The sequence below is a fragment of the Rhizobium sp. CB3060 genome (assembly GCF_025200735.1).
Lineage (GTDB): Bacteria > Pseudomonadota > Alphaproteobacteria > Rhizobiales > Rhizobiaceae > Rhizobium.
The window spans coordinates 961617-979150 of sequence record NZ_CP104158.1 but is presented as its reverse complement, the minus strand read 5'-3'; the positions used below and the strand labels follow the sequence as shown (position 1 = coordinate 979150).

Sequence of the window (17534 nt, the reverse complement as noted above, 5' to 3'; positions counted from 1 at the left end):
TCGCCTTAAGTCTATGGCTTGCCGGCGGCCTGGCGCGCCGGCAACAACTGCATCACCTTGTCCATATCGATGGACGCCAGGCCGAAATTCCGATCCTGTAAATCCTGGAGTTTCCGGGCCGTTACGGCGACTGAACGGCGGATTTGCTCTTCGGTGTGATTGCAGGTGATGAAGAAGCGCAGCCGCGCCATGCCTTCGGGCACGGCCGGGTGAATGATCGGCAGCACATTGATGCCTTCGCCCAGCAAATCATTGGAAAGCTGCACCGCTCGCAGCGAATCGCCGACGATGACGGGAACGACGGAAAAGCCAAGACTCAGACCGGTATCGAGGCCCGCCTCCCTGGCACGCTGCAGGAAGAGGCTGCCATTGCGCCTGAGCCGAGCGGCCCTCTCCGGTGCGGACTCCAGAATTTGTAAGCCGGCGATGGCCGCCGTGGCCAGAACCGGGGCAAGACCGACGCTATAGACGAAGCCGCCTGCCTCCGCCTTCAGGATATCGGCGAGCGCGCTGCTGCCGGCAATATAGCCGCCGCAGCTCGATGTCGTCTTCGAAAGCGTTCCCATCCAGATGTCGACATCGCGCGGATCGAGGCCGAAATGCTCGAAGGTGCCGCGTCCCTTTTCGCCGAGGATGCCGAGCGCATGAGCCTCGTCCACCATCAGCCAGAAGCCGTACCGGGCCTTCAGCTCCAGAAGCGCCGGGAGATCGGCGACATCGCCGTCCATGGAATAGATGCCTTCGACAATGACCAGGATACGGCGAAAGTCGGAAGACAGTGTCTTCAGGATGCTTTCAAGATTTTCTGCGTCATTGTGCTTGAACAGGCGCCGCGCCGCGCCGGAAAGCTTGATACCGGCAAGCGCGCTGTTGTGGATGAACTCATCGTGGATGACGAGGTCCTGCGGCCCCAGCAGACAGCCGATGGTCGCCACATTGGTCAAGTAGCCGCTGACGAAGCAGACAGCAGCATCGACGCCATAGAGCTTGGCGAGCTGCTGCTCCAGCTCGACATGCACCGGCCGCTCTCCGGCGACAAGGCGGCTGGCGGAAGCTGAGATGCCGAAACGGTCGATGGCTTCCTTGGCACGGGTTGCCACGAGAGGGTCGGTATTGGTGGCAAGGTAATCATAGGAGGCGAAATTGACGAATTCTCGTCCGCCCATCTTTGTCGTCGCGCCGGCGGCGGTATCATGCGAGCGGTAGAAAGGATTAGCGATACCGGCCATCTCGCCGGCAATCTTCTGCGTCATGACGCGCTTATATTCCGGCAAATCCTCGAAGCGCTGAGCCTGACGAACCGGCTGCTGCGGCTGCCTGTTCAACCGCTCCGCCCGGTTGCGTCCGGAAGATTCGTTGGCGCGGCGCATCTGCTCCAGCAGGCTGCTTTTCTTGTCGCCGGGCGGAACAACCCCATTGGCATCTTGCGTCATGAGCGTGCGGCCTTCTTCTGAAGGGAGTGGCTTTGGACCAATCGGCTGACCACTTGATCCTCGCTCGCCGCCGAACCCTCGACCTCCCCGCCACCACGATTCATGACCCTGTCACGCAAGCGGCTGACGACGTCGCTGACCGTCGTCCCCTCCCCGATCCCACTCAAGGGAATGTCGAAACCGGTCTTCTGCTGGAAGCTCATGCCGAGTTCCATCGCCATCAGGCTGTCGAGGCCGATATCCTTCAGCACCTTGTCGGGTGTAATCGTATCTTCGGTCACGCGCAGGATCGCAGCAATTTCCGAAGCCACGATCACGTGCAAAGCGGATTGCGCCTCCTCCTCGGATTTACCTTTGATCAATTCGCTGAGATCGATGATGTCGCCATCGTTCAGGGACTGATGATCGCCCGCATGGCGCATCAGCGGTTCGAACAGCGACCGGGCGGCGATCGGCAGCATGCGTGCCGCACTCCAATCAATTTCGGCGATCATAACGGCTGCGGCATCGATCTCGCCGGTATCGGCCAGCATGTAACGTTCGACCTGCTCCAACGCATCGCGCGCCTTCAAGGCGGCCTTGCCGATGCGCTTGGACAAGAGCTCGTTGACCTCGATATTGCGGGCAAGAAATCCTTTGTCCGCAATGGCGCCGAAGCCAACGGCGAGCGCCGGCAGACCGGTGGCGCGGCGCGATCGCGCTAAACCTTCGAGATAGCCGTTCGCTGCGACGTAATTCGCTTGCCCAGGATTGCCGAGCATCGTCGTCGCGGACGAAAACAGCAGGAACAGATCGAGGCTGTCATTCCGGGTCAATCGATGAAGATTGTCGGCACCCCTGACTTTCACCTCGATAACCGGCCGATTGCGCTCTGGTGTCAGGTTGGCGAGAAGTCCATCGTCCAAGACCATGGCGGCATGGATAATGCCCTTCAGCGCACCCTCGGAACGAAGCGAGCCAAGCAGTGCCTCGACAGCAACCTCGTCGGTGATGTCGCAGGCGTGCAGCGTTGCCACGACGCCTTTCTTCTCCCATTCACCAACGGTGTTCAGCGTCTCCTCATCGGCGACGCCCCGGCGCGAGCACAGAGCGATGCGGCGCGCACCCTTGGACACGAGCCAGTTGGCGGCCGCGAGACCGAAACCGCCGATACCCCCAGCCACGAGGAAAATGCCGGCGGGATCGAGCCGCAGCGATTTAGCCGGCGCCGGCAAGACAGGATCGACACCGAGAACAGGCGGGCGAACGACGATCTTGCCGATATGACCGGCATTCTGCATCAGCCGGAAAGCACCGGCGATCTCATCATAGCCGAAGGCACGATAGGGCAGCGGAGTGAGCTTGTGATCGGCAAAGAGCTGACCGATCTCCGCAAAGATCCGCTTCGTTAAGGCGGGAGCGTTGACCAGCAGTTGATCGGCGTCGATGCCGAAATAGCTGATATTGCGGCGGAAGGGGCGCAGACCGATCTTGCGGTCGGAATAATAATCGCGCTTGCCTAATTCCAGGAAGCGGCCGAACGGCTTGACCAGCTCGATGCTTCGCTCCATCGCCTCGGAAAACAGCGAATTCAACACAAGATCGACGCCTTCGCCCCGGGTAATGTGGCGAACGCCCGCAACGAAATCCAGCGAGCGGGAGTCAAGCACGTGGTCGGCGCCGAGCATTTGAAGGAAGCGGCGCTTCTCGACCGTGCCGGCGGTGGCGATCACCTTAGCGCCCTTGAGCTTAGCGACCTGCAACGCGGCAAGGCCGACACCGCCGGCAGCGCCATGGATCAGGATGGTTTCACCCGATTGGATACGCCCCAGCTCGACCATAGCGTAATAGGCGGTCAGGAAGGCGACGGGCACCGTGGCCGCGGCAAGCGTGTCCATCGTCTCCGGCAGCTTGGTGACACCATCGCGGCGCACGCGCACGTGGGTCGAAAACGCAGCGGGACCAATGCCCATGACCTTGTCGCCCGGCTGGAGGTCGCCGACGGCAGAGCCGGTTTGCAGGACGCGACCGGCGAACTCCATGCCGATCGTTGCGCCGGCAAACCCATCCTCCAGCGCTTCTTCTGGCAACAGGCCCATCGCCCACATGACGTCACGGAAATTGAGGCCGGTGGCTTCGACGGCAATGATGACCTCGTCATCCGACGGCGCCGACAAATCCGCCTCTTCCCAAACAACGCTGTCCAACCGGCCACTCGTATGTTGCCGGATCGCCGCCGAGGCTACATCGCGGCGGTTCATCTCGGTCGCCGCAAAAGGCCCGGCCACGGCCCGGATTTCGCGGATCTCGCCGGTTACCCTGTCGAGCATCCACTCCCGGTTATTGGTCTCGGCGAAAAGAAGGGTCTCAACGGCTGCGATCGCCCGCTCATCGTCGGTTTCGGCATCAAGCAGGTGCACGTCGAAGCCATCATATTCATTCTGCAGCACGCGCGCGAAGGCCCACAAGCCGGCATTGGCGCCATCAACCCGCTCTTTGGCAAGCGGCGAACCGCCCGGAGCCGCGATTACAAGGCGCGGTCTGTCACCCTCCGCATATCTCGTCAATGCATCGGCCAGCTCTGCGAACACGTCGAGCCGCATCCGCGACAGATCGGACGCGCCGCGCTCGCCCTCCCGCTCTGCCAGATAGAGAATATGGCGCGGATGGTGGGACGCGAGGACCTCGGCGAGGTTCGAAGACGCTGCTCTGACGTCGACTGCGATCATCCGCATATCGGAAAGGCCGATGCTCGCGCCACGCTCGGACAGAACTAAAAGCGGTGCGTCGGCGCGGGATACAGCAGGCTCGTCTTCGACTTGACCTTCGGATGCAGCCAACGCCGTGATCAGCACCCCTTCGGGGAATACCTGCTCCTCGATCCGAGGCTTGCCGAAACCGAGCGCCGCAAGGATATCCTCGACCTGCTGCAGCGTACCCAACTGGCCTACAGGGAATTCCGGCGACTGACTGTCGGCGAACCATCCCTCCGACAGGCCAAACGCGAAATCGTTGAAGACGCTCGGCGCTCGATCGGCAAACAGGAGTTGCGCGCCACGCGCGGCAGCGCTGCGGATGGCGGCTTTCAGCCCGTCGTCATGGGATAGAAGATGCTGGCTCTGATCACTACACGCAATGATAACGTCGGCGAGTGGCTGATCGGCAAGCTTGCCAGGCTCCGCGACGATGACATGTGCGGCACCCTCGAAGGCGATTTCAAGTGCACGGCGCACCTGCTCTCGCGGCTCGGTTATGATCAGGCTGGCGCCGGCCTTGGCGGCGATCGCGGCCAACCGCTGGCTAAAGGCTGCGGATGTCGACCCCGCTTCCAGAATAAAACCAATATCGCCGGGATTGGTCTCGATGGACACTGCGAGGGCCTCGGCAACAAGCGAAAGCCGCCTGCTGCTCAAGGGCGAGTGAACGAGCACATGCTCCAGCGTCGCTCCGCCAGTCGTATGAACAGTTGCCTCGGCCCGCTTTTGGCCAAGCACATGTCTATGAACGGCGGCCAGACGCTCCAGGGTTTCGCGATAGGCATTGTTGACGAGAATTGCTTCGGCGACCCGGCCGGCATCTTCGCGATAGAGCTCCTGCAGCACTTCGCCCACCGGCGGCAGAGTAAAATCGAGCGGAATATGCCATTTGCCATCATCAGCCGAAGCGATGCCGGCATCCTCCAAAATATAGAGGCAGTTGATCAGGAACGGGTGGAATTCCGGATCGTCCGGAAGGTTTGAAAGCGAAACCGCACCATCCCTGCCCGCGATCGCCAAGGCGATCTCATGGCATGCCCGGTAAATTGCTGCGTCAAGAAGCAGGGTTGCATTATTGAGCGAATGGTTTCCATTGAGACCGCGCAGTGCCGAAGCATCTGGCATAACCATGTCCGATGCGGATCGGCGGCCAAAAATCGCCGATGGCACGGTCTCATAGTGAAAGGAGACGGAATCGAGCGTCATATGCCGGCGCAGATAGGTGCGGCGGAAGCGGCAATCGTCGAAAACGGCAACCTCATCGCCGTCGCCGTCGAACATCCGGAAGCGGGCCTTGATCGAATTCCGGCTGAACCGATCGATCTCAATGACCGCTTTGACAACCGGTCTTCCCTTGCCAGCTACCCGCACAGTGCCGAAACGAACCGGGATATAGGGAGCTCCCGCCTCATCGCCCGACAGTTTATCGAAGAGCGCGACGAGGCCGTGGAACGCCGCATCGATCGACATCGGATTGAGGTTGTAGGTTACGAACGGATGGGCGGGAGCGGCAGCCGGCTTCAGCTCCACTTCAATGACGCTGCGCCCGAAAGCGACAGCCTTCGATAGAAGCTGGAAATGCGGACCATATTGCAGCCCGAAACGCTCGGCCGTTTCATAGGTCTTCTCGGACGTGAGAATGGATTTCTCTTCCTCGAACCGCCATGCGGCTCTGTCTTCGGCATCGCCCTTCCCGATCGGCTTGCGGCCGCGCGCGACCGCATGAACGGTCCAGTCGTCGTTGCTCAGCCTCTCACGCGAGCGGATCTCGATATCGCCCGTCTCCGGGGAAAGGATGGTCGACAGTTCCACCATCCGATCCTGCCGCAGTTCCAAGGGTCTGACGATTTCGAGATTGCCGATCTCAACCGCATCCGTCTGGTAATATCGCTGAGCTGCCGTGACGGCGATCTCGATGAAACCGCTGCCCGGCAAGATCGACTTGCCGTCGACGACATGTTCGGCGAGATCGGCGAAGAGATGCGCATCCAGATGGTTCTTCCAGGTGGAGGCGTTGGGGTCCGTGCGCCAGCCCAGCAGGGTGTAAGGGCTCTTGCCGTCGCGGCCAAAAATGTCGATTTCGTCCGTTGTTGGCTGCGAACGCAGCTCCACCGGTTCGAACGGCAAAGACGGCAGCTTAACGAAGGCATTGCGCGTGGCGCTGCCGCGCGAACGCAGCGCCGACGCGCCATGTGCGACAGCGCGCGCAAAAGCCTGCGAAACCGGATCCCGCCCGGAGAGCGGCGGCTCCCGCAGCAATGTCGGTATGGCAACCGCCTGGACGGACGCCTGCTTGGCGATCTCCGTCATGTAATTCGAAAGGATCGGGCGCGGCGCGATTTCAATGAACAGGTTGCATCCCATCGCCATGGCCGCCTGACAGGCCGTCTTGAAAAGCACGGGATCGCGAACATTGCGCCACCAGTATTGAGCATCGAGCAAACGGCCGTCGCAGGCAGCGCCGGTTACCGTTGAAATGAAGGTGCCGCTGCCGGCATCCGGTGCGACGTCAGGCAGATCGGCCAGAAAGGCGTCCTTTGCCCGATCGATGATCGGATGGTGGAAGGGATAGTTGATGTCGAGGATATGCGCGACGATCTGCGACTTGCGAGCTGCCTCCTTGAATGCTTCGATCTCATGGACCGGGCCAGAAATCGTTATCGAATTCGGCGCGTTGATCGCTGCGATGCAGATGTCGTGGAGACCGTGCAATTTGGCGAAGGCGAGCGCCGCATCCTCGTTGAGAACGACCGCAGCCATCTTGCCTTCTCCGGCGAGAAGATCCTGATGCAGCGAACGCTTGGCGACGATCGCGACCGCTTCGGCTGCCGTCAGCGCTTTGGCCGCATAGGCGGCGGCGATTTCGCCGACGGAGTGGCCAAAGACGGCATCGGGCTTCACACCGAGCGCCGAGAAGCAGTCCGATAGGGAGGCTTGAATTGCAAAAAGCAGAGGCTGCGCGATCTTGGTGTCGGCGAGCCGCATGGATAAATCGGAGGAAACCAGGATATCCGTAAGCTTCTCGGCGAGATAATATTCGAAGAGCGCGCTGAACGACTGAAAACACTGCCGGAAATGGCTGTTTTCCCGATAAGCCTCGACGCCCATGCCCGCCCATTGCGAGCCGTTGCCGGAAAAGACGAAGGCGATCTTGATCGCCTGTCCCGGCACTTCGCCGACCTCACCAACGGAATTTTCACCGTCAAGATGCGCATCGATCGCCGCAAGCACTGCGGCGCTGTCTTTGGCCTTGGCGGCGAAACGGTGGCGCATCGGTTCGCGATTGGCAGCGGCGGCCGCGATGATCTGCCGGGCTTCCTTGGGCTCTGCCCGTTCGAGCCGGCTCCTGTAGTCCTCGAGCAGCTTCGACAGCGCCGAAGCCGTATGAGCGCTCGCAACGAAAATCGTGCCCTCGCCCCGCAATGGTGGTTCGGGCGGAGCGACCGGATCGGGATCGCTGATGACGACATGGGCGTTCGTGCCCCCGAAGCCGAAGGAATTGATGCCGGCAAAGCGCGGCCGTTTGGCCGGAAGGAGCTCGATGGCCGATGTATTGACCCGAACGTTCAATCCTTCGAAATCGATGGTTTCATTCGGCTGCTCGAAATGCAGCGATGCCGGCAGAAAATTGTTCTCCAGCGCGATCATCGCCTTCAGCAGGCCGAAAAGACCGGAGGCGGGCTCGGTATGGCCGATATTGGACTTGATTGAGCCGACCGGCACCGGCGCCCGGCGGTTCCGGCCAATGATATTGCCGATCGCCCAAATCTCGGCGGGATCGCCAACCTTAGTCCCCGTACCATGACCTTCGATGAAGGCTATGCGGTTGACGTCGATGTTCTGCCCTTCATAGATCGAACGCAGCAAAGCGGCTTGTGCATCGCGCGACGGCAACGAAATCCCATTTGTACGGCCGGAAGAATTCACCCCGATCGCATGGAGCCGAGCGTAACTGCGATCCTTCTCACGCAAAGCGCGATCTGTCCTGCGCAGGATGATGGCCGCGCCGCCTTCCGCGCGAACGTAACCGCGGCCATTATCGTCATAGGCGCGGCAAAGCCCTTCCGGCGACAGCATGCGCGCCTGGGAAAAGCCGACGAACGATAGCGGGTGAACCAGAAGGTTGATGCCGCCGACGATCGCAGTATCGATATCGCCGCATTCCAGCGCCCTCACCGCCTGATCGAGCGCCACGAGCGACGACGAGCAGGCCGTATCGATCGTCATACTCGGGCCATGCAGGCCGAAAATATGCGAAATGCGGTTGGAAACGATCGAGAGCGTGTTGCCCGTCATGAAATACGGGCTGCCAGCGGCCGGATCTTCGGCGGTGAGATTGCCGTGGTCAAGCGAGGAAGCGCCGACATAGACGCCGACCCTTTCGCCTTCGAAGCTATCGACGGGCAAATTCGCATCTTCCAAAGCCCGCCAGACGAGGTTCAGAAGGATGCGCTGCTGCGGATCCATCTGCATCGCCTCACGCTGCGAAAGACCGAAGACTGCAGGGTCAAAAGAGTAGATGTCGGCCATGACGCCGGCGGCGTAGCTATAGGTTTTCCCTTGCGTACCGACGACGGGGTGCCAAAAACGTGCGAGATCCCAGCGTTCATCGGGGATCCGGTTGACCGTGCAACGTCCTTCCTTGAGGACGAGGTGCAGTTCTTCAATCGAATCCGCGCCCGGGGCAACACTCGCCCGTCCGATAATTTCAACCGTCATAGTATCTCGGCGTCGTCTCTAAAATTACATAGGATGAAAGTAGCCATATTTGCTTATCACCCGTTCACACCACAATTGTCCGCGGTTGTCACCTGCAAAAACCGAGGGCTGAACACCATATCGACAAACAACACGACCCTGATCCGAAGCGGGACAGGGTCGGCTCACCACAACCCTTCCTAGAAGAACCACCATCGGAATCTCAAAAGGAAGACGCATCCCGCCGGCTCTCGCAATCCTCTGTTGCTCAATGAAAGCCAGTCTTTCGACGATGCGATATGCTGACGTCGGCATTGAAACTGCGGCTAGGCGCGTTCCGCGCCGCCTCCGCGATCAAGCCAATGTCACTGCCCCAGATTGGCAGCGGTGGCAGCACCCTGCGAGGCAATATTAAGCGGCGCACCGACCAGCGTCAGGAATTTCCGAATGTCGACCGAGGGATGACGCGATACATAGATGACGTCCCGGCTCTTGACGGGGAACGTTTGGCCGACAATGAGACTGTCGGGATGCGACATGTCGAATCTATAGACGATCGGATATCGTCCCTTGGAATCCGGCGCCATTCCCTTACGCACCAGCTCCTGGAAACGAGCGGCACCGAGGAGGTTCTGAACGATTTCCGGTTCTTCGTACCGGAACAGGAAGAACCCTTGCGCATTGGCGGCTTCATCCACCGCGCCATGGCCCAGAGCGACAGCCTCCAGCAGGTTCAAGTCGTTGGCCCCGAACTCAAGGCGGCCGTCACCCTTAACGGCGCCAAGAAGGGTAAAGGTCCTGGGATCACGCACGAGGAAAATCTGATCGCCAGGCTGAACGTAAATATCTTCAGTGGGATGTTCGATGATCGACTTTAGAAGAACCGTTCCGGTCCTGTTGCCCCGAACCAAGGTCACATAGGTCTCATAAGGCTGAGTGACCGGTCCGCCAGCCTTGGCAATGACCTGGGTGATCTTTTCGCCGATCAGATCCAAAGGAACCATCGACGGACGGCCGACGGCGCCGGAAACGGTCACCGTGCGCGATGACGTACCGGTACTCGTCACGATAACGTCCGGCTCGACCGCCTTGGTAGCCAGCGCCGCCAGGATCGCTTGACGGGCCTGTTCCAATGTCTTGCCCGCAAACTTGACCGTGCCGGCATAGGGGATGGCTGCAGTCCCATCCGGCTGGACGATAATATCCAGGGATACCTGCTTCGACTGGGCCGTCGAGAACAAACCGTCGGCGCCAGCCTCGAAGATCGTCACTTTCAGCGAATCGCCGACACCGATAACGACACGTCCGACAGGGCCGCCTATCCCGAACCGACGATTGAGTGCGCTGGACACATAGTCCGAGACAAAGCGCGCCGTGCGGCTGTTTATATCGACGACATCGAAGACGGCCGCATTCTTGCGCCCGAGTTCCACGCCCGATTGCCCGGCATCATCATCTATCGCACCGGCCAGCGGCCCTTCGCTCGAGACGGAATTACATCCCGCCAGAACCACGCAAACGAGTAACGCCGCTCCTACGCGAATCAATTGAAAAACCTCAAAATCAATATCGGCTGCTGTTACCGAGTCGGTCAGGCCAGCGCATTATTCATAAAATCAGTCGGCGTCCTGAAAAGCATAGTGAGCGCCCCTCAACAAGCCGATTTTGCACTAATGCCGTTAAAAAAATTTATGTGCGTTCTTATGAGCATACTTCCGAACTCACGCCATGGCAGCACTACCTATGCGATATAGGCTGAAAACGGAAATAAGGCAATTTCTACCGAAATTCTCCAAGTAATTTAATTAATATTCACTGAATGATAAAGGAATTCCTTAAGTAATGACATCAAGCAAGATTGGAAATCTTGCACGTCCGAAACGGAAAAAACGGATCTGAGAACCTCCTCGTTTTTATGAGGGTACCTTGCTTATGATAGCCTCGCGCTCTAAACCGTGCCCGATATAGGCAGCCAAATAAGACAACCCAAGATTAGCCGAACGGCAGATTTATTCTTTGCAGATAATAGGGAAAATCGAAGCAAGGTTGGGTAAAGCTTATTCCCGAAAAAAGACCGTGACGTGGATTGTGCCGACCACTCAAGGCGCCGCGGCGATGTGGATCAGAGCGGTAGAAAATCGGCCTCTTATGCCGGCTTAGAGGCGCCTCGAAAACCGGACGAAAATACCGATGGAAATGAAGGTGCAATCGATGCTCGGTTTTGCAAAGCGATCCAGGAAAAAGGTGACGGGGAATTCTCTGGAGGCGATATTTGACCAATATGAGCAGGGCAAACCCGATCATCAGAATGCGATCGACGCCCTTCCCGGCTGGAACAGCGCCTTTCCCGTCGCCCTCAATTTGAAAGCCGGAATACATCATCTTTATGCGGACGGCCGAATAGATTGGGCGCTGCGGTCGTTTGGTTCGATTGAGGGAAAGACGATTCTGGAAGTCGGCCCGCTCGAGGGGATGCATACTTATATGCTGCACCGCGAGCGTCCGGCACGAATCGATGCCATCGAAGCAAATCGGCTCTGTTTCCTGCGATGCCTGGTGACAAGGCAAATACTCGATATCAACACCGCTTCGTTTTTGTTGGGCGATATTCAGGCGTGGCTTACCGACCACGATGAGGTTTATGATTTTGCCGTCGCTTCCGGCGTCCTCTATCACATGGCCGATCCCGGAGGGTTTTTGAGACTGTTGGCCCGCCGCGCGAGTGCCGTTTTCATCTGGACGCATTTTTTTCTCGAAGAGGCTATGCCGGCGGGCGATGTGCGTCGCAATCCTTTCAGCGGAAAGGTCGAAACGAGGATGATCGAGGGCGTTCCGGTACGCTACTACGAACGCAGCTATCAGCATGCCAACTCGAACGCGTCCTTCTGCGGTGGTATGAAGGACCGGCATTTTTGGATGCACAGAGACGATATATTAACGCTGTTGGAAAAGCTTGGATTCAGCGACATCCTAGTCAAGGATCAGGATTTCGGCCATTCCGGCGGACCGTGCTTTTCTCTCCTGGCACGCAAAGCGCAGGCGGCTCCCTGACGGGAACGCATGCCGACGCTCGGCGCCTGAGAGTATTTTGGATAATCTTGACGTGTTTGAAGGCACCTATGACAATCTGACGGCTGTTGAAGGCCAACGCCTCGCTCCTGCCTGCAAGCTTGAGACGCCGGAGGGCATCCGTGCTGTTTAATCTCGAATATGATCGGGGCACAGTTCTGGAAGGCTATCTCATTCCGGACGGATTTTCCGATCTGCCGCATATCAGGGTATCGGATGCGGATGGCGAGCTGATGGTCTTGCCCTGCGATCAGATCAAGCAAGCGGTGGTGGATTCGGGTCGACATGAGAATGGGCGGGTCGGCTTCAAGCTAAATGCATCGATCATTCCGGATATTGCCGAGCGAAATACGCTCATGATCCACGATGCCAAGTCCGGCTTGCTGATCTATCGGCGGCCGCAGGTGTCGCGACTGGTCCCGTTGAAGATCCTGCGGCTGGAGACCCAACTCCTGCCCATGGCCAAGTTCGACTATCACTGCGGCCGCCATTTCCAATATGAGCTGTCGTCCGTGGAACGCTTCGGCCATGAAACCGCGCTGCAAGCCTTTCATCTCAATGCCATCCAGTCGATCTACATCAGTGGGCGGCTGCTGCTGCGGAATTATGAGGAGTTTCTCGACAAGGGATTCAAGGCCATCGTTCTGCTTACGGACCCATATTACGAATTGGCCCTGCGCATATTCCTTTTGAAACGAATGGCAAAGACCCAGATCTCCTTCTTCGGCGACCGAGACAGGATCATCCTGGCGCCTGCGGCCGAACACTTCGCCGACGTCAATCTCGAAAGCGAGGCGTCCCTTAAATCGGCGCTCAAGAAAGCATCGCAGAACGTCAGAAACGTTCTGCTGTCCCCCGTTACCCGCCAACTGGTCGCGAAAACCCCGGAGCAACTCGTCACGCGCGGCGATGTCGCCGCGGCGGTCGACCTGCTGTCGCGTTTCACCATTGTCGGGCACGATGCCGACAGCCTTCACTTTCAGGACGCGATCGGTGAGCTGCTTGGCATCTCCGTAGGCGATCTTCCACTGCTCTCGCGCCATACCGCCCTGGAGGACGTTGCGACGCGATTGCGCTCATTGCATATTGCCGAACTGATACTCGAGGAAGATTTGATTTTTGATCATTATGTGCGTGAGGCGATGAAACCCACCGCGCCGGAATTGCGGAACACGAATGCAAGCCGACATGCCCAAAATAGCCATTGAAGAGACAATCGATCAGCCACATCCGCGGGTAAAACCGGCACGTCATATCCTGCCGTCATTGTTTCGACGCAGGGTGCCGGAACGGCTCCGGCCCAATGATCTGGAAGACATCGAGTATTTGCCGGTACCTGGCACGCACGACCCCGTGCCCCAAGCCGGCGGCAAGCCGCCGCTCCGACTCATCAGCTTCCTGTTGATCGTTATCCTGCCGTTTCTGGCGAGCTTGATCTATTACGTCTTCATTGCTTCGGATCAGTACGTTGCCGAAGCCCGTTTCGCCGTCCGCGCGCTCTCCGGCACCAGTTCGGATGACAAGGGCGACGGCAGCGGCGGATCCGAGAGTGGCGGCGGGGCGTCAGGCCTTCTCAACATGCGCTCCGCCTCACAGGATGCCTATGTCGTCACGAGCTTCATTCACTCCACCGAGATCCTCAGACGGATCGGTGAGAAACTCGACTATCGATCCATGTTCGCGCGGCAGGATGCGGATTTTATATCTCGATTTCGCTCTTCGGAATCCGATGAGGAGTTTCTGACCTATTGGCAAAACCATGTCAGCGCCTACATCGACGTGTCTTCCGGCATCATCACCTTGAAGGTGCGTGCATTCACGCCGGATGATTCCGTAAAGCTCTCCGACGCCATCATTCAGGAGAGCGAATCGCTGATCAACGAGCTCTCGCAGCGCGCACGCAACGATATCGTGCAAAGCATGCGGGCGGATGTCGAAAAGAGCGGGAAAGCCTATAGCGATACCCTGGCCGCGCTCAATCAGTTCCAACATCAATCCGGGCTTCTCAGCCCACAGACCCAGGCCAAAGACAGCAGTACACTGCTAACGGGATTGCTTGCGCAGAAGCTCGAATTCGAAACACGCCTGTTCGTGATGAAGCAGTCGCATGCCGAGGGGTCTCCGACCTATCAGCAGCTCAGCCTTGCCTTGCAAAGCCTTGACGCTCAGATCGATAAGAAGAAAGCGGAGCTCACCGGGCCGGAAAATGCGAGCCTTGCCCAAGCGCTGTTGGAATACTCCAAGCTCGACACAGACCGGATGATTGCGGAGAAGCTCTATGAGGCCTCCCAAAGGAATTACGACGCAGTGCTTGCGGAAGCACTGCGCAAGACGCTCTATTTGGCCGTCTTCGTAAAGCCGGCGCTTCCGGACGAAGCCATATTTCCGCACCGCGTCACCACACCGCTGATCATATTGCTTGGTTTGGCGGTTCTCTGGACCACCCTTTCATTGATTTGGGCGTCGGTGGAGGATCATCGGATATGAGAAATACGCGATGATCCGCTTCAAGAACGTGTCGAAACACTTCAAGACGCAGAATAGCAAGAAAGTCATCCTGGATCGTGTGAGCTGCGAATTCATGCCTGGCTATTCCTATGGTCTGCTCGGCGTGAACGGCGCTGGAAAGTCCACGACGATGCGGATGATCGCCGGCACCATGCTGCCAAATTCAGGCAAGATCACCAAGGACGTTCGGGTGTCCTGGCCGCTGGGCCTTGCCAGCGGCTTCAATCCTTATATGACCGGCCGTGCCAATCTTCACTTCGTCGCCCGCGCCTATGGAGAGGATGTCCGGCGAGTTTCCCGGTTTGTCGAAGAGTTCGCCGAACTTGGCGACTACATCAACGCGCCGGTGCGCACCTATTCTTCGGGCATGGGCGCACGATTGGCCTTCGGGCTCTCCATGGCGATCGAATTCGACTGCTATCTTGTCGATGAAGTTCTGGCCGTGGGCGACGCCCGGTTCCAGGAACGCTGTCGCATCGCATTTGAGAGCCGGCGGAAATATTCCGACGTGATCATGATCTCGCACAGCATGAGCATGATCAAACAGCATTGCGACAAGGGAATGGTGCTCGTCGATGGCAGGCTTATGGTTTTCGATCAGGTCGAGCAGGCCATCGAAGCGTACTACAGATTGAACAGATAAGATGCGACGGATTGTCAACAAGGTCCCATATGGCTCACGATACCGGAAAGACGTCTGAAACTGTTCAGCTCAGCGCGATCCAGCACAGCCGCGATGTTGCCGCGAAACTGTCGGTGACTGCGCGAAAGTTGCGCTTTTCGACATCGAAGCGAAGCCAGTTTTACAAAGCAGTCGGATTGCGCCCCCGCCCGCTGGAGCAAATTCTCAGCAGAGCGATACTGGCTTCCACGCTATTGCTTCTTGTCATCCCAAACGCCGCTTCGATCTATTACTTTGCGCGTATGGCCTCGGATCAATTTCAGTCCGAAACGCGCTTTACCGTCCGGTCGTCGACGCCGGCGCTCGGCAAGGACCAACTGGCCAAGGTAACCGGCTTGCCATCGGCACAAATCGTTCAGGATACCCAAATCGTTACCAATTTCATCGCCAGCAAGGACATGGTGACTGCTCTCCAGGCCAAGATCGACTTCCAGACACTCTACGGAAACGCGGAAATCGATCCGTTGGCGAGGCTGAAGCAGGATGCGTCATCGGAAAAGATGCTCGACTATTGGAAGGATATGGTCTCCGTCAAAACCGACCCCAACAGCGGTATCGTGACGGTCAAGGTCCGTGCCTTTTCGGCGACCGATGCGCAGAAGCTGTTGCAAGAGGTTGTTGCGGCTTCCGAAGCCGTGGTCAACGATGTCAACAACCGCATCTGGCGTGATGTCATCACCACCGCTCAAACCAATTTGGACAATGCGAAGAATCAACTGCAGACAACGCGGCAGAAGCTTCAGCTCGCCCGCAACCAAACGGGCGTCCTCAGTGTCGAGGGATCATCGGCAATCCTCACGGGCCTGATAACCAGCGTTCAGACCGACAAGGTCAATCTTCAGCAGAAATACGATGCTTTGGTCCGGACGGTATCGCCCAATGCGCCGCAAATGAAGGTTCTGAAGCGCGAAATCGACAGCAAGGAAAAGCAACTGCAAGATCTGAACAGCCAGGTGGCGGGGCAGAATAAATCCGAGCAGAACCTTGCCGACGTGTCGGTCGAGATGTCTCAGCGGGAGTTAGAACAAAGCCTGGCCGAACAGCAATTCGCCACAGCCATGAAAACGCTGGAGCAAGTGCAGTTTGTCAGCAAGCAACAGCTTCTCTATCTCGACACGTTTCTTGCCCCCGATCTGCCGGACGAAGCGGAATATCCGAAACGAGGGCTTTGGATCGGCGGCATTTTGGCGGCGACCCTGTTAATTTGGGGCATTGTCGTCGGCGTGCTGACCACAGTGCGAAATCGTTTGGGGTGATCACGCTTCAACCACCCATGCAAAGTCTGCGCAGCGCCATCTACGGATTGATACCCAGACCGCAGCCTTCGGCCGCGTCCGGTATTCGCCCGCCGGCAAAACGGCTGCTCATCCTGTCGCGATACCCCAATCCCAGCGTCAGCTATTATCTGGATGAGCGAAGCAAGGCCCTTGCCGATATTCCCGTCATCCTGAAGGGGCTCGACGACGGATTGGGCGACGTCGATTGCGAAGGGCTTTTCGTCATCATCTGCCGCTATATCAAGGCGCCGCAATTGCGCTGGCTGGAGCAGAGGCATGGACGCCTGGCGGGGATAGCCTATTTCGTTGACGACGATATCCCCGCCGTTATCGCGGGCGACGAAGCCAGTTGGCCCTATAAATTCAGGCTGCTCAATTTCGCCATCCGGCCACTCCCGCGCCTCAACCGATTGCTGACCCACCTTTGGGCATCCACTGAGCACCTAGCTGGGACGCTCACAAACTCGGACCATAAGGTCGACATTCTCGCACCCATGCCGGCGCAGCCCTCTCAGAAATCACCCGCCATGATCGGTGAAACGGCTGCGTCGCTAAAGATGGTCTATCATGCGACCGGCATTCACCGTCATGAGCACGAGTTCCTGATGCCGATCGTCAGGTCTGCCATGAACAAGCATAAGAATTTGCATTTCGAAGTCTTTGCCGATGGCGACCTTGCGCGTCGATGGCGTCGTCAGGGCATTGAACCGGCTAGGATGACGGTAAGCCCGCAGTTACCGTGGTCGTCCTATCTCGCGAGGACCACCAATCATGGTGCCGACATTGCCTTGGCGCCGCTCCTGGCGGGAAGGACCAACGACAGCCGCGCAGACACCAAGCGGATCGATATAAGCCGCATGGGGGCCGCCGCCATATTTTCCCGATGCGCGACATTCGCGCGTTGCGCCGTCGCCGGAGAGATTCACATCGGCAACACAGCCGAGGAATGGCTGACGGCAATCGACCAGCTTGTGGAGGATGGGCATCGGCGAGAGATCGCGTTCAATGCCACACTACAGTCCCTGGAAAAAATGCGACAGAGCGCGACGCTGGCATTTCCAGGCATACGTTTCGATGGGTTCGGTGATACGGCTTGATGGCCGGCCGTTGAGGCGCTATCCGCTGTTGGGAT

At 58.3% G+C, this 17534-nt stretch carries 9 protein-coding genes; 5 read left to right on the top strand and 4 right to left on the bottom strand.

Annotated features, from left to right (window positions below):
• Positions 1-11: 11 nt before the first annotated feature.
• From N2601_RS04785 to N2601_RS04770, 4 genes are all read right to left on the bottom strand, one after another.
• Positions 12-1433 (bottom strand): aminotransferase class I/II-fold pyridoxal phosphate-dependent enzyme, encoded by a 1422-nt coding sequence (locus tag N2601_RS04785; RefSeq protein ID WP_104822676.1) that lies wholly within the window; start codon positions 1431-1433, stop codon positions 12-14.
• Positions 1430-8887, bottom strand: a complete 7458-nt coding sequence (locus N2601_RS04780) for a type I polyketide synthase (RefSeq protein ID WP_104822675.1) — start codon at positions 8885-8887, stop codon at positions 1430-1432. Before N2601_RS04780 ends, N2601_RS04785 begins: the two co-directional genes overlap by 4 nt.
• A 344-nt stretch (positions 8888-9231) precedes the next feature.
• A complete protein-coding gene (locus N2601_RS04775; RefSeq protein ID WP_104825053.1) occupies positions 9232-10410 on the bottom strand; it encodes a polysaccharide biosynthesis/export family protein in 1179 nt (392 codons plus the stop codon).
• A 448-nt stretch (positions 10411-10858) separates the two neighbouring features.
• Positions 10859-11731: a hypothetical protein gene (locus tag N2601_RS04770; protein ID WP_158704430.1), complete on the bottom strand. Its 873-nt coding sequence runs from the start codon at positions 11729-11731 to the stop codon at positions 10859-10861.
• A gap of 326 nt (positions 11732-12057) precedes the next feature.
• On the opposite strand from N2601_RS04770, the gene N2601_RS04765 reads away from it, so the two are divergent.
• Genes N2601_RS04765 through N2601_RS04745 form a run of 5 tightly spaced genes read left to right on the top strand, consistent with a single transcriptional unit; the run spans position 12058 to position 17499 of the window.
• Positions 12058-13143 (top strand): hypothetical protein, encoded by a 1086-nt coding sequence (locus N2601_RS04765; RefSeq protein ID WP_104822674.1) that lies wholly within the window; start codon positions 12058-12060, stop codon positions 13141-13143.
• Positions 13124-14422 (top strand): capsule biosynthesis protein, encoded by a 1299-nt coding sequence (locus N2601_RS04760; RefSeq protein WP_104825051.1) that lies wholly within the window; start codon positions 13124-13126, stop codon positions 14420-14422. Before N2601_RS04765 ends, N2601_RS04760 begins: the two co-directional genes overlap by 20 nt.
• A 10-nt stretch (positions 14423-14432) precedes the next feature.
• Entirely contained in the window at positions 14433-15086 is a 654-nt protein-coding gene (locus N2601_RS04755) for an ABC transporter ATP-binding protein (protein WP_104822673.1), read from the top strand.
• A gap of 29 nt (positions 15087-15115) precedes the next feature.
• Complete coding sequence (locus N2601_RS04750; RefSeq protein WP_104822672.1) at positions 15116-16381, top strand: capsule biosynthesis protein; 1266 nt, start codon at positions 15116-15118, stop codon at positions 16379-16381.
• 17 nt (positions 16382-16398) lie between these two features.
• Positions 16399-17499, top strand: coding sequence for a hypothetical protein (locus N2601_RS04745; RefSeq protein ID WP_104822671.1), 1101 nt, complete (start codon positions 16399-16401; stop codon positions 17497-17499).
• Positions 17500-17534: the final 35 nt, after the last annotated feature.

What these genes read in the sequence shown, in the direction of transcription:
- N2601_RS04785 (WP_104822676.1), bottom strand. Translation starts at nt 1,433, where the DNA reads ATGACGCAAGATGCCAATGGGGTTGTTCCGCCCGGCGACAAGAAAAGC.
- N2601_RS04780 (WP_104822675.1), bottom strand. Translation starts at nt 8,887, where the DNA reads ATGACGGTTGAAATTATCGGACGGGCGAGTGTTGCCCCGGGCGCGGAT.
- N2601_RS04770 (WP_158704430.1), bottom strand. Translation starts at nt 11,731, where the DNA reads ATGCTGATAGCTGCGTTCGTAGTAGCGTACCGGAACGCCCTCGATCAT.
- N2601_RS04760 (WP_104825051.1), top strand. Translation starts at nt 13,124, where the DNA reads ATGCCCAAAATAGCCATTGAAGAGACAATCGATCAGCCACATCCGCGG.
- N2601_RS04755 (WP_104822673.1), top strand. Translation starts at nt 14,433, where the DNA reads ATGATCCGCTTCAAGAACGTGTCGAAACACTTCAAGACGCAGAATAGC.
- N2601_RS04750 (WP_104822672.1), top strand. Translation starts at nt 15,116, where the DNA reads ATGGCTCACGATACCGGAAAGACGTCTGAAACTGTTCAGCTCAGCGCG.
- N2601_RS04745 (WP_104822671.1), top strand. Translation starts at nt 16,399, where the DNA reads ATGCAAAGTCTGCGCAGCGCCATCTACGGATTGATACCCAGACCGCAG.